Origin of the sequence: Kitasatospora sp. SUK 42, assembly GCF_015776785.2 — a bacterium.
In the GTDB taxonomy this organism is placed as follows: domain Bacteria; phylum Actinomycetota; class Actinomycetes; order Streptomycetales; family Streptomycetaceae; genus Kitasatospora.
Genome location: NZ_LFMD02000007.1, coordinates 578,356 through 590,515, shown reverse-complemented (window position 1 = coordinate 590,515; position 12,160 = coordinate 578,356). Strand labels below are relative to the sequence as shown.

The window sequence follows — 12,160 nt, the reverse complement described above, 5'->3', positions numbered from 1 at the left end:
TGTCAGGATGATCGCTCCGGTGGTCGGCCGACGGCCGGAGCGACCGTCCGTCCGCTGGAGCCCCCGTGACCACCGCCCCGACCGCGCCGGAGACCGCGACGCCTACCCGCCGACTGCTCGGCGTGGAACTGCTGATCGTGCTCGGCCTCTCCCTTGGGGCCAGCGGGATCAGCGCGCTGATCAGCTTCGTCGGCTCGCTCACCGAGCCGCTCAGGCTCGGGCAGCAGGTCGCCACGCTGAACGGCTCGCGCGCGCCCGGGCGCCCCTGGCTGGACCTGGTGTGGCAGCTCTACTACATCGGGCGCGGGCTGATGCCGGTCGTGCTGGTCGGCTACCTGCTGGTGCGCGAGGGTGCCGCGCTGCGGGTGCTGGGCTTCGACCTCCGGCAGAAGCTGCGCGACCTCGGCCGGGGCGCGGCCGTCGCGGCGGCGATCGGCGGCTCCGGGCTGGCGCTGTACCTGGCCTCGCAGGCCGCCGGGTACAACCTGACGGTGGCGCCCTCGGGGCTGCCGGACGTGTGGTGGCGGGTGCCGGTTCTGGTCCTGTCGGCCTGGCAGAACGCGATCCTGGAGGAGGTCGTCGTCCTCGGCTACCTGCTGCGCCGGCTCGGGCAGCTGGGGTGGTCCTGGCCGGCCTCGCTGGCGGTGAGTTCGGTGCTGCGGGGGTCGTACCACCTCTACCAGGGGGTCGGCGGGCTGGTCGGCAACATGGTGATGGGGGCGGTGTTCTGCCTGCTGTACCGGCGCTGGGGGCGGGTGATGCCGCTGGTGGCGGCGCACGCGCTGATCGACACGGTGGCCTTCGTCGGGTACGCGCTGCTCGCCGGGCACGTCAGCTGGCTGCCGACCGCCTGACCGTCGCTCCTCGCAGCGGCAGCGGCAGCGTCCGGCCGTGCGGCGGGCGGGTGAGCAGCCGGTCGACGTGCCGGCGCTCCAGGCCCTGGCCCGGGTCGACCGGCAGCAGCAGGCGGTCCCGGCGGAGGAGGGACCTGCGGACCAGCCGGGGCGGGATGACGTCGTCCACCCAGGCGAACGGACGGCCTTCGGCGTAGCGCAGCAGCGGGGCCCACTTGGCGGCGGAGAACAGCTCCATCAGCGGGACGCGGGGGTCGCCGGGCTGCGGGACGTAGCCGGTGAAGCGGACCACGGGGAGCGGCTCCAGGCCGATCGCCGGGGCGATGTGGGTGTTGGCGTGCTCCTCCCAGGTGGTGGCCCAGACCAGTTCGTACGTCCCCGCGAGCTCGCGCAGCCACTCGCCGTGCCGGGCGGAGAGCAGGACGGCGTAGCCGAGCAGGGTGTGCGAGTCGAACCCGGCGTCCGGATGTGGGCACACCGGGTTCAGCACACCGTCGACGTCCAGGAACAGCAGTGGCTTCGGCACCGGAGGCCCCTCGGAGACGGTGGTGTTTCCATCTGCTCGGACGCCACACCGGCACCACTGGTTGCTGCTGGAAGGGCGCACCCGGGGGCGCACCGGGTGCTCACGAGGCGGGCGCGGGCTCGGGGACGGGCACCGGTGCGTCGGTGGTGCTCCGGCGGCTCAGTCGGCGGACCTGGGGGTCCAGCAGGACGGCCGCACTGAGCACCAGACAGATGACGGCGCACGCCCAGAGCGCGCCGGACAGGCCGAGCGCCACGGCGGCGGGGCCGGCCAGTGCGGTACCGATCGGGGCCAGCGAATAGGAGCCGAGCTCGTCGTAGGCGGAGACCCGGGAGAACATCTCCTCGGGTATCTCCTGCTGGAGCGCGACCATCCAGTTGACGCCGAAGACGGTGACGCCGACGCCCGACAGGAACATCGCGACGATCAGCAGCGGCAGTGGCACCTCGGCGGCGAGGGCCAGGGCGGGCACGCCGAACAGGAAGACCCCCCAGTTGCCGACCAGCAGGATCCGGCGGGGCCGCCAGCGCGTCATCAGCAGACCGGTGGCCACCAGGCCGACGCCGTAGGCGGACATCGCCAGCCCCCAGGCGCCCGCGCCGCCGAGGCGTTCCTTGGCGGCGGTCGGCCCGTACACCGACTCGACCGCGTTGATGCAGGCGACGAGGACGGAGAACTGGAGCACGATGACCCAGAGCCAGCGGCGGGAGGCGAACTCCCGCCAGCCCTCGCGCAGGTCGCGCAGCATGCTGCTGCCGGAGGGCACGGGGCCCTGCTCCGGCTCCAGGAGGAAACGGAGGGCGGCGGCGATCAGGAAGCACAGGGCGTCCAGGGCGAGCACCCAGCCGGGGCCGACGGCGGCGGTGAGCGCGCCGCCGAGGGCGGCGCCGCCGATCTGGGAGGCGTTGAGGCCCATCCGGAAGACCGCGAAGGCGCGGGCGGCGTGCTCCTGGGGGACGGCCTGCATGATCATGCCGCCGGAGGCGGGGGAGTAGAGGGCGTAGCCGGCCCCGCCGGCCGCGGAGAGCAGCAGCATCTGCCAGAGCCGGACGTCCCCGGCCAGCACCAGGGCGGCCAGGACGGCCTGGGAGACCCCGCTGAACACGTTGGCGGCGACCATGATCAGGTGGCGTGGCAGTCGGTCGGCGAGGGTGCCGCCGACCACCATGAGCAGCACGGTGGGAACCAGGCGGGCGGCGGTGACGTAGCCGACCTCGGTGGTGGTGCCGCCGTTGCCGAGCACGGCGAAGGCGGTGGCGATGGGGGCGCCGGCGTTGCCGAGGCCGCTGACCACGGTGGCGGCGGTCTGGATGCGGAAGTTGCGGCTCGCCCAGGCGAAACGGCGTGAGGGTGGGGTCGGCACCCGGCGACTATGCCGTGAGGCCGCACGGGTGTCCATCCGGTTTTCGCACCGGGGCCCCCGGAGCGCGGGGTTTCAGCCGAGGTGTCCCTGGAGGAAGGTGACGGTGCGGCGCCAGGCGATCCGGGCCTGGAGGGCGTCGTACGTGCCGAGCAGGTTCTCGTCGTTCATGAAGGCGTGTCCGGCCGGGTAGAAGTGGATCTCGGGGCGGACGTCGGTGGCCTCGCCGATCCGGATCGCGGCCTCGTCCACGGCGGTCATCGGGATCGAGCGGTCGAGCTCGCCGAAGTGCCCGAGGACGTGGGCGGTCAGGCCGCGGTAGTCGAAGTCCGGGTCGGGCGGCAGGCCGTAGAAGGGGACCACGGCGGCGACCCGGTCGCCGGAGCGGGCGGCGAGCAGCAGGGCGAAGCCGCCGCCCATGCAGAAGCCGACCACGCCGACCGCGTCGCCGACCACGCCGTCCAGCGAGAGCAGGTGGTCGACGGCGCCCGAGAGGTCCTCGACGGCCCGTTCGACCGGCAGTTCGCGCCTCAACCGGGCGGCCTCGGCGCGGTCGTGGGTGGTGGCACCGCCGAACAGGTCGGGGGCGAGGACGGTGAACCCCTCGGCGGCGAAGCGGTCGGCCATGTCGGCGATGTGCGAGGTGAGCCCCCACCACTCCTGGACCACCAGCAGGCCCGGTCCGACGCCCTGCGGCGGGCGGGCCAGGTACCCGTGCGCGATGCCGCCGTTGCTCGGGAAGGTGACGTTCTGCCGGGAGCCGCCCTGGTCAGGCATGGCTTCCTCTCGGTGCTCGGGCCGCGTGCGGCGGGGGATCGACGGGGGTGGCGGGCTGCCGGTCAGCCCATCTCCTCCAGGGCGCGGCCCTTGGTCTCCTTGATGCAGAAGGCCACGAACGGGATGGAGAGCAGTGCGAAGGCCGTGTAGATGACGTACGTCGCCGAGAGGTTCCAGTCGGCGAGGTCCGGGAAGCTGACGGTGATCGCCCAGTTGGCGATCCACTGGGCGGAGGCGGCGACGGACAGGGCCAGCGCGCGGATCCGGTTGGGGAACATCTCGCCGAGCAGGACCCAGACCACCACGCCCCAGGAGAAGGCGAAGCAGAGCACGAAGACGTGCGCGGCGACCAGGGCGACGCCGGCGTGGGTGTTGTCGAGGGTGGCGGTGTCGCCGGTGCCGTGCCGGTAGGAGAAGGCCCAGGCGGCGGTGGCCAGCGCGGCCGCCATGCCGATCGAGCCGGCCATGGCGAGCGGCTTGCGGCCGATCCGGTCCACCAGGACCATCGCGATCACCGTGCCGATCACGTTGATGATGGAGGTGGAGAGGCTGATCAGCAGCGAGTTCGACTCGTTGATGCCGACCGACTGCCAGAGGAAGGACGAGTAGTAGAAGATCACGTTGATGCCGACGAACTGCTGGAACACCGAGGCGCCGATGCCGACCCAGACGATCGGCAGCAGGCCGAAGCGCCCGCCCGTCAGGTCCTTCATCCGGGGCTTGCGGCTGGACTCCAGCACCGCGCGGATCTCCGCCACCCGGGCGTCCAGGTCGACGCCCTCGCCCTCGACCTCGACCAGCACCTTGCGGGCCTGCGCCTCGCGGTGGTCGGCGATCAGGAAGCGCGGCGACTCCGGGATGGCGAGCGCCATCAGGCCGTAGACCAGGGCCGGGATGGCCTCGACGCCGAGCATCCACTGCCAGGCCTGGACGCCGCCGAGGTGGTTGGTCGACTCGCCGCCGGCGGCCTGGTTGAGCGCCCAGTTGGCGAGCTGGGAGACGGTGATGCCGAGCACGATCGCCATCTGCTGGAAGGAGGCGAGCCGGCCGCGGTAGGCGGTGGGCGCGACCTCGGCGATGTAGGTCGGCGCGATCACCGAGGCGATGCCGATCGCGATGCCGCCGATCACGCGCCAGAGGGCGAGGGTCTCGATGTTCGGCGGGAACATCGAGCCGATGCCGCTGGCCGCGAAGAGCACGGCGGCCAGCAGCATCGTGCGGACCCGGCCGAGGTGGTCGGCCAGGCGGCCGGCGGCCACCGCGCCGAGCGCCGAGCCGAGCAGCGCGATGGCCACCACGAAGGCGGTGGTGCCGTGGCCCACCCCGAAGTGCTTCTGGATGCCCGTCACCGCGCCGTTGATCACCGCGCTGTCGTAGCCGAACAGGAAGCCGCCCATGGCGGCCGCCGCGGAGATGAACACCACGTGCCCGAGGTGGGCCTCGCCGGACGCCCGTTGGCTGTGGACTGTGGACACGCGCGCTCCCCGAGGTGGACGGCCCGCTCCGACGGCGGAGTGGTACTCGTCTCACATTCGAGCAGCGCGGAGGCCGCCTTGCCCGAGCTGGCGACCGATCGGGTGATCCCGGGTCAGCCGGCGGCGCGCGGCGCGGCGGTGCGCCGTCGGTGGCGGCGCAGCAACTGGGTACGGGCGGCGGCGTAGTCGTCGCGACCGCGCCCGGGGCCGGCGGCGCGCTCGGCGAGGTGCTCGGCGATCGCGTACTGTGCCTCGGCGGGTTTCCTGTCGTCGTACTTGAACTTGGCGCGCACCTCCCGGACCGTCAGGCGGAGCCCGCGCAGGCCGGGCAGTTGGCGGGCGAACTCGCCCTCGCCGGGGACGACCCGGACCTCCGGCGACTCCGGCTGGAAGTGCGCCAGCTGGCGGTTGAGGATCTCCGCCTTGCCCGCGGCGGACTCGACCACCTCGGCGGTGCAGTGGAAGTGGACCGAGGCGTAGTAGCTGGTCGGCGGGCTGTTCGCCTCGCGCCAGTGGCTGGGGACGAAGGCGTGGCCGTCGGTGACCGCCAGGGTGACGTTCGGGTCGGCCCGGACGGCGGCCAGCAGCGGGTTGGGGGCGGCGAGGTGGAGCAGGATCTCGCCGCGTTCGGCGTCCAGCAGGAAGTGCGTCGGGACGAGCACGGGGCCCTCGCCGTCGCGGCCGTTGGCGGCGAGCAGCCCGAAGTCGCGGCCCTCGGCCAGCCAGGCGCGCCACTCGTCCTCGTCGCCGCGGTCCCAGGACCTGACCAGCACGGGTGCGCCCCTCCTCAGCGGGGGTAACCGCGCAGGTGCGCGGGGAGCGGGACGGTGCTGCCGGGGTGCGGCTCGGGGGTGCCGTGCACGGTGCTGACCGGGATGAGCCCGGACCAGTACGGCAGGTCGGCGTCCTCGGGGTCGTCGGCGGCTCCGTCGGCGCGGGTCTTGGCCGAGACCTCGTCCAGCTCCAGCCGGATCACGGCGGTGGCGGCGAGCTCCTTGGGGTTGGCGGGGCGGACCTCCGCGGAGCGGCCCGGAATCGCGTGGTCGACCAGGGCGGCCAGCGCGACGTCCAGCTCCTCGGGGTCGGTGACCTGGTACGCGGTGCCGTGGGCGACCACCGAGCGGAAGTTCACCGAGTGGTTGAAGGCGGACTTGGTCAGCACCAGGGCGTCGACCTGCGTGACGGTGACGCAGACCGGCAGGCCCTGCTCGCCGGAGGCGCCGCGCAGCGGGCGGCTGCCGGTGGAGCCGTGGACGTAGAGCCGGCTGCCGACCCGGGCGAAGATCGTCGGCAGGACGACCGGGGCGCCGTCGGCGACGAAGCCGAGGTGGCAGATGTAGGCGCTGTCGAGGATGGCGTGGATCGCCTCCTGCTCCCAGGTGGCGCGGTCCTTGTAACGGGTGGGGGTGGTCCTGGGGGTGCGGGCGTAGGTGGAGGATCCGGCTGTGGCGCCCGTACCTGCGTCCGTCCCCGTACCTGTGCTCGTCCCCGTACCCGAGGCCGTGTCCGGGGTGTCCGTGGCGTTCGACATGACAACCTCTATGTACTAGTGCATAATTTGCTTTGTGCTAGGAGACTATCCGCTGAAAGGGCGACGCGCCAGCGAAATCGCGGCCCACATCGAGCAGGGCGTGAGCAGCGGGCGGCTCGCCCCCGGGACGGCGCTGCCCCCGCTGCGCGACCTCGCCGCCGAACTCGGCGTCAACCCCAACACCGTGGCCGCCGCCTACCGGCTGCTGCGCGACCGCGGTGTGATCGAGACGGCTGGCCGCAAGGGCAGCCGGATCCTCCCCAGACCGGCGCTCACCTCCCGGGACCGGATCCGCGTCCCGGTGCCCCCGCACGCCCGCGACCTGTCCACCGGCAACCCCGACCCGGCCCTGCTGCCCGACCTCACCCCGGTCCTCGCGAGCGCCGCCGAGGCCGCCCGGGCCGAGCCCGTGCTGTACGGCCACCCCAAGGCCGACCCCGGGCTGCTCACGCTCGCCCGCGCCTCCTTCGAGGCCGACGGACTGCCCGGCGGCCCGATCGCCATCGCCTCCGGCTCGCTGGACACCGTCGAGCGCATCCTCGGCGCCTGGCTGCGCCCCGGCGACGCGGTCGCGGTCGAGGATCCGGGCTGGGGCAGCCTGCTCGACCTGCTGCCCGCGATGGGGCTGCGGCTGCTGCCGGTCCGGCTGGACGACGAAGGGCCGCTGCCGGACTCGCTGGCCGCCGCGCTGGCGGAGGGTGCCCGTGCGGTGGTGGTGACCAGCCGGGCGCAGAACCCGACCGGCGCGGCCGTCACCGCCCGGCGGGCGGAGGCGCTGCGGGCCGTCCTGGCCGAGCACCCCGGAGTGCTGCTGATCGAGGACGACCACGGGCACGGGATGGTGGACCAGCCGTACCACCCGCTGGCCGGCGCCGGTTCGCGGCACTGGGCGGTGGTGCGCTCGGCGGCCAAGGCGTACGGGCCGGACCTGCGGCTGTCGGTGGCGGTCGGCGACGAGGAGACGATCGAGCGGGTGTCCGGGCGGCTGCGGCTGGGTGCCGGGTGGGTCAGCCACCTGCTGCAGCACGCCGTCGCCGAGCTGTGGCGTACCGACGCGGTGCCGGTCGGGCGGGTGGCCGCCGTGTACCGGGTGCGACGGGACGGGCTGCTGAGGGAACTGGCGGCGCGCGGGATCGAGGCGCACGGGGAGAGCGGGCTGAACGTCTGGGTGCCGGTGCCGGACGAGACCTCGGCACTGGCGGCGCTGGTGCAGCGCGGCTGGGTCGCGGCGCCCGGGGCGCGGTACCGGATCCAGTCGCCGCCCGCGCTGCGGTTCACTACGGCGGGGCTGGAACCGGCGGACGCGCGGCGGCTGGCCGAGGACCTGGCGGAGGTGCTCGGGTCGGACGGGGGCGGGGCGCGGCTGGTGTGAGTGGGGGGTGGGGCCGGGGTGACCTGCGGGGGATCGGTGCGGCGGGCTGGTCCGAACCCGTCGGTAACAAATGCGGAAACCCTGCCGCAGACGCCTAGCGGCGGCGGGTGAGGGCATGCCATCTTCTTCGCGCCACCGGCCGGCGGCCCACCCTCACCCAGGCGTCTTCCCGTCCCCACACCACGGGGAGACCTAGCCGCAGGAGTTCCGCCGTGCCCGAAAACCGTTCGAGCATCACCCGCAGTGCGCCCCGCCCCGGCCGCCGGCTGCTGGCCGCGGCCGCCGTCCTTCCGCTGGCCGTGACCGGGCTGGCCGTCGCCGCGCCCGCCACCGCCGTTCCGGCCGCAGTCTCCGTCGTTCCCACCGGCCCCACCGCGAGCGTCGCGCTCGGCGACAGCTACATCTCCGGAGAGGCCGGGCGCTGGATGGGCAACGCCGCCGGCACCAGCGGCGCTCGGAACGGCACCGACCGGGCCTGGAACGGCAGTTCGGCCGACCCCTCGCTGGTCTACGGCGCCACGGCGGCGAGCGGCTGCGACCGCTCCGACGTCGCCGAGGTGCTCGGCGCCTCGACGATCGCGCAGAACCGGATCAACCTGGCCTGCTCCGGAGCCGTCACCGCGAACGTCTTCCGCGCCGCCGACGGCGGCCAGTCGCTCAAGGGTGAGGCCCCGCAGGCGGACCAACTCGCCACCGTGGCACGGCAGAACACCGTCAAGCTGATCACGCTGTCGATCGGCGGCAACGACCTCGGCTTCAGCGGCATCATCTCCAACTGCGTGCAGGACTACCTGATCTGGAACTCGTACTGCCACGACTCGGCGCAGTCCTCGGTCGACCAGCAGATGCCGACCGCGATGGCCGGGGTCGGCAAGGCGATCGACGAGATCCGCGCGGTGATGGCCGGCGCCGGCTACGCGCAGACGGACTACCGGCTGGTCCTCCAGTCCTACCCGTCGCCGATCCCGCGCAGCGCCGAGATGCGCTACCCGGAGAGCGGCTGGAGCCGCTCGGACACCGGCGGCTGCCCGTTCTGGGACGCGGACGCCGACTGGGCGCGCGACTCGATGGTGCCGCAGATCTCCAAGGCACTGGCCGGGGTCGCGGCCACCAAGGGCGTGCAGTTCCTGGACCTGTCCGACATGCTCCAGGGCCGCGAGGTCTGCTCGACGGCCACCCAGCAGCCCACCGCGGGCTCCGGCCCGTCGGCGACCACCAGCGAGTGGGCGCGCTTCCTGGACGGCGGGCTCAACACCACCCAGGGCGTGCTGCAGGAGTCGATGCACCCCGACTACTACGGGCAGTTGGCGCTCGGCCGCTGCCTGACCCTGCTGTGGGGGCAGAGCACCGGCGACTACGCCTGCCGCAACACGGCGGGGCAGGACGCGGGCGGGATGTACCTGACCGCGAAGTGACGGAGCGCCCCGGGGCCCCCGTCGCCGAGGTGGCGGCGCGGGCTCCGGGGCCCGGGCTCAGGGGGCTCCGGCTCCGGGGGCGTGGCCTCGGATCAGCCCTTGGCGAGCAGGGACTGGGCGTGGGCGCGGACCTGATCCTTCGTCAGATAGGCGTCGGTGTACTCGAAGTCGCGCAGCCGTGCGGGCTGGCGGGCGAGGAAGCCGGTGCGGACGAAGTCGTCCCCGGCGGTCGCGTTGAGTAGCCAGTTCGCGCTCACCCGGAACTTCGCCGCATTGGTGCGCAGCGCCATCAGGTGGTAGCCGCGCGCCACCAACTGGGCGGGAACGCCGTGGAGTTCGACGCCGACGGGCTTGGAGACCGCGTCCTTGCCGCCGAGGTCGACCACCAGGCCGAGATCCTTGTGGTAGTACGGTTCGAGCGGCTGGTTGCGGAGCGAGGCGATCACGTTGTCGGCCACCGAGCGGCCCTGCCGGGCGGCGTGCTGGGCGGTCGGCGGGCAGACCGCGCCGTCGCCCTTGGAGAGGTCGGGGACGGCGGCCGCGTCGCCGAGCGCGAACACGCCCTCGAACTGCGGCACCCGCATCTCCGCCGTCACGGCGAGCCGGCCGCGGACCGTCTCCGCGTCCAGAGTGCCGATCAGCGGACTGGCCGCCACCCCGGCGGTCCAGATCAGCGTGCGGCAGGGGAGTACCCGCCCGTCGGTGAACTTGACCGTCTCGGCGGTGACTTCGGCCACCGAGACGCCCAGCGACACCTCGATGCCGCGGCCGCGCAGGATCTCCAGGGCGGCGTTGCCGAGCGCGTCGCCGAGCTCGGGCATCAGCTTCGGGGCGATGTCGATCAGGTGCCACTTGATCTGCCTGGCGTCCAGCCGGGGGTAGCGGCGGGCGGCGGCGGTGGTCAGGCGCTGAAGGCAGGCCGCCGTCTCGGTGCCGGCGTAGCCGCCGCCGACCACCACGAACTGCAACCGGGACTCGCGCTCCTTCTGGTCCAGGGTGGCCGAGGCGAGGTCGAGTTGGGCGATCACGTGGTCGCGGATGTAGGCCGCCTCGGCGAGCGTCTTCATGCCGCGGGCGTAGTCGGTCAGGCCCGGGATGTCGAAGGAACGGGTGATGCTGCCGGGGGTGAGCACCAGGATGTCGTACTGCTGCGCGACCACCTCGTCGGTGATCTTGCGGACGACGCACACCTTGGAGGTCGGATCCACGCCGATGGCGCCGCCGGGGACGATGTGCGTGCGGCGCAGGGAACGGCGCAGTGAGACGGCCACGGACTGCGGGGTGAGGACGCCGGCGGCCACGTGCGGGAGGAGGGGGAGGTAGAGCTGGTAGCTGAACGGCGCGACCAGCGAGATCTCCGCCTCCGACGGCGCGAGCTTGCGTTCCAGGCGGCGGGCGCACTCCAGGCCGGCGAAGCCACCGCCCACGATCAGGATCCGAGGTCGTTCCATCGCTCATCCCTTTGTCGTGCAGGTCGTACCCGTGAAGGTCCCCATTGCTGTCCGCCACACTCGCACGGAGCAGCGGGGGCTGCCACCGGGGGAGGGCGGATGAGGGAGGGGGAGCGGAGGGGTGGGGACACAGTGAGGGGGAGGGTGGGGACGCAGTGGGGGAGGGGGGGAGGTGGTCCGGGTCGTACGGAGAGGGTGTCGGCACCGATAAGCTGTCGGGCGTGCTCCCCGAGGTGACGGCGGTCCGGTATGTGACGCCACTGCGAGAAGGCGGCTCGATGCCGGGCCTGGTCGAGGCTGACGACCGGCGGTTGTACGCGCTGAAATGGGTCGGCGCGGCACAGGGCCGGAAGGCCTTGGTGGCGGAGGTGCTGGCCGGGGAGCTGGGCCGGCGGCTCGGTCTGCCCGTGCCGGAGCTGGTGACCGTCGATCTGGACCCGGTGCTCGCGCGCAGCGAGCCGGACCACCAGATCCAGGACCAGATGCGGGCCAGCGGCGGGACCAACCTCGGGATGGCCTTCGTCAGCGGGGCGCTCAACTTCGACCCGCTCTGCTTCGAGGTCGACCCGGAACTCGCCGGTCAGGTGCTCTGGTTCGACGCGCTGATCGGCAACGTGGACCGTTCCTGGCGCAACCCCAACCTGCTGGTGGCGACGGGCGGGCTGCGCCTGATCGACCACGGTGCGAGCCTGATCTTCCACCACAACTGGCCCGGCGCGGCGGGCTGGGTGCGCCGCCCGTACGACGCCTCCGACCATGCGCTGCTGCGCTCCCAGCCTGACCTGGCGGCGGCGGACAAGGCGCTCGCGCCGGTCGCCGAGGGCGCGATCGTGGCGGCCGTGGCGCAGATCCCCGAGGTCTGGCTGATGGACGAGTTCGGTTTCGACTCGCCGGACGAGGTGCGCGCGGCCTACCGTGCCCAACTGACCGAACGACTGGCCGGTCCGCGCGACTGGCTGCCGGAGGTGCCCGCATGACCGAGCCGCTGGTGGCCGCGTTGCCGGCCACCGTCGAGCTGCACGACTACGAGTACGCCGTGATCAGGGCGGTGCCGCGGGTCGAGCGGGGCGAGTGCATCAACGTCGGGGTGCTGCTGTACTGCCGGCAGAGCTCGCACCTGGCCGCGCGTACGCACCTGGACCAGGCCCGGCTGCTGGCGCTGGACCCGGTGGCGGACGTGCAGGGGGTGCGGCGGGCGCTGCACGGGATCGAGGCGGTCTGCCTGGGCGGCCCGCAGGCCGGTCCGGCGGCTTCGGACAGCCCCGGGCAGCGGTTCCGCTGGCTGACCGCGCCGCGCAGCGCGATCGTCCAGCCCGGCCCGGTGCACACCGGGCTGACCGCGGACCCGGATGCGGAGCTGCGCCGGCTGTTCGACCAGTTGGTGCTCTGACCACCGGCT

Annotated in this window: 12 protein-coding genes; 5 read left to right on the top strand and 7 right to left on the bottom strand. The window is 73.3% G+C overall.

Features of this window, described 5'->3' with window-relative positions:
- Positions 1-65: 65 nt before the first annotated feature.
- Positions 66-854: a CPBP family intramembrane glutamic endopeptidase gene (locus RZ50_RS24320; protein ID WP_196947575.1), complete on the top strand. Its 789-nt coding sequence runs from the start codon at positions 66-68 to the stop codon at positions 852-854.
- Here the strand turns inward: RZ50_RS24320 and RZ50_RS24315 are convergent.
- From RZ50_RS24315 to RZ50_RS24290, 6 genes are all read right to left on the bottom strand, one after another.
- On the bottom strand, positions 832-1,380 hold the full coding sequence (locus tag RZ50_RS24315) for an HAD domain-containing protein (protein WP_196947574.1): 549 nt from the start codon (positions 1,378-1,380) through the stop codon (positions 832-834). The genes RZ50_RS24320 and RZ50_RS24315 overlap by 23 nt on opposite strands.
- Before the next feature lie 100 nt (positions 1,381-1,480).
- On the bottom strand, positions 1,481-2,743 hold the full coding sequence (locus RZ50_RS24310) for an MFS transporter (RefSeq protein WP_308272183.1): 1,263 nt from the start codon (positions 2,741-2,743) through the stop codon (positions 1,481-1,483).
- A gap of 72 nt (positions 2,744-2,815) precedes the next feature.
- Positions 2,816-3,517, bottom strand: a complete 702-nt coding sequence (locus tag RZ50_RS24305) for a dienelactone hydrolase family protein (RefSeq protein WP_196947572.1) — start codon at positions 3,515-3,517, stop codon at positions 2,816-2,818.
- 62 nt (positions 3,518-3,579) lie between these two features.
- Positions 3,580-4,992, bottom strand: coding sequence for a sugar porter family MFS transporter (locus tag RZ50_RS24300; protein ID WP_308272180.1), 1,413 nt, complete (start codon positions 4,990-4,992; stop codon positions 3,580-3,582).
- Between the two features lie 113 nt (positions 4,993-5,105).
- Positions 5,106-5,765, bottom strand: coding sequence for an FMN-binding negative transcriptional regulator (locus RZ50_RS24295; RefSeq protein WP_196947571.1), 660 nt, complete (start codon positions 5,763-5,765; stop codon positions 5,106-5,108).
- A 14-nt stretch (positions 5,766-5,779) separates the two neighbouring features.
- On the bottom strand, positions 5,780-6,523 hold the full coding sequence (locus RZ50_RS24290; RefSeq protein ID WP_196947570.1) for a pyridoxamine 5'-phosphate oxidase family protein: 744 nt from the start codon (positions 6,521-6,523) through the stop codon (positions 5,780-5,782).
- 34 nt (positions 6,524-6,557) lie between these two features.
- On the opposite strand from RZ50_RS24290, the gene RZ50_RS24285 reads away from it, so the two are divergent.
- Positions 6,558-7,895 carry an aminotransferase class I/II-fold pyridoxal phosphate-dependent enzyme gene (locus RZ50_RS24285; RefSeq protein WP_196947569.1) on the top strand — a complete coding sequence of 446 codons (1,338 nt, stop codon included), beginning with the start codon at positions 6,558-6,560 and terminating at the stop codon, positions 7,893-7,895.
- Positions 7,896-8,107: 212 nt separating this feature from the next.
- A complete protein-coding gene (locus tag RZ50_RS24280; protein WP_308272177.1) occupies positions 8,108-9,310 on the top strand; it encodes a GDSL-type esterase/lipase family protein in 1,203 nt (400 codons plus the stop codon).
- Positions 9,311-9,402: 92 nt separating this feature from the next.
- Here the strand turns inward: RZ50_RS24280 and RZ50_RS24275 are convergent, their stop codons facing one another.
- The gene (locus RZ50_RS24275; protein ID WP_196947568.1) at positions 9,403-10,761 is read right to left on the bottom strand and encodes an NAD(P)/FAD-dependent oxidoreductase; all 1,359 of its coding nucleotides are present in this window, start codon (positions 10,759-10,761) and stop codon (positions 9,403-9,405) included.
- 221 nt (positions 10,762-10,982) lie between these two features.
- Between RZ50_RS24275 and RZ50_RS24270 the strand changes: the two genes are divergently transcribed.
- Together RZ50_RS24270 and RZ50_RS24265 are read left to right on the top strand one after the other, a co-directional pair.
- The gene (locus tag RZ50_RS24270) at positions 10,983-11,738 is read left to right on the top strand and encodes a HipA family kinase (protein ID WP_196947063.1); all 756 of its coding nucleotides are present in this window, start codon (positions 10,983-10,985) and stop codon (positions 11,736-11,738) included.
- A complete protein-coding gene (locus RZ50_RS24265) occupies positions 11,735-12,151 on the top strand; it encodes a DUF3037 domain-containing protein (RefSeq protein ID WP_196947062.1) in 417 nt (138 codons plus the stop codon). The genes RZ50_RS24270 and RZ50_RS24265 overlap by 4 nt, the downstream gene beginning before the upstream one ends.
- The last annotated feature ends 9 nt before the right edge of the window (positions 12,152-12,160 follow it).

Coding starts and splice junctions, on each gene's coding strand:
- RZ50_RS24305 (WP_196947572.1), bottom strand. CDS start 3,517: ATGCCTGACCAGGGCGGCTCCCGGCAGAACGTCACCTTCCCGAGCAAC.
- RZ50_RS24290 (WP_196947570.1), bottom strand. CDS start 6,523: ATGTCGAACGCCACGGACACCCCGGACACGGCCTCGGGTACGGGGACG.
- RZ50_RS24275 (WP_196947568.1), bottom strand. CDS start 10,761: ATGGAACGACCTCGGATCCTGATCGTGGGCGGTGGCTTCGCCGGCCTG.
- RZ50_RS24265 (WP_196947062.1), top strand. CDS start 11,735: ATGACCGAGCCGCTGGTGGCCGCGTTGCCGGCCACCGTCGAGCTGCAC.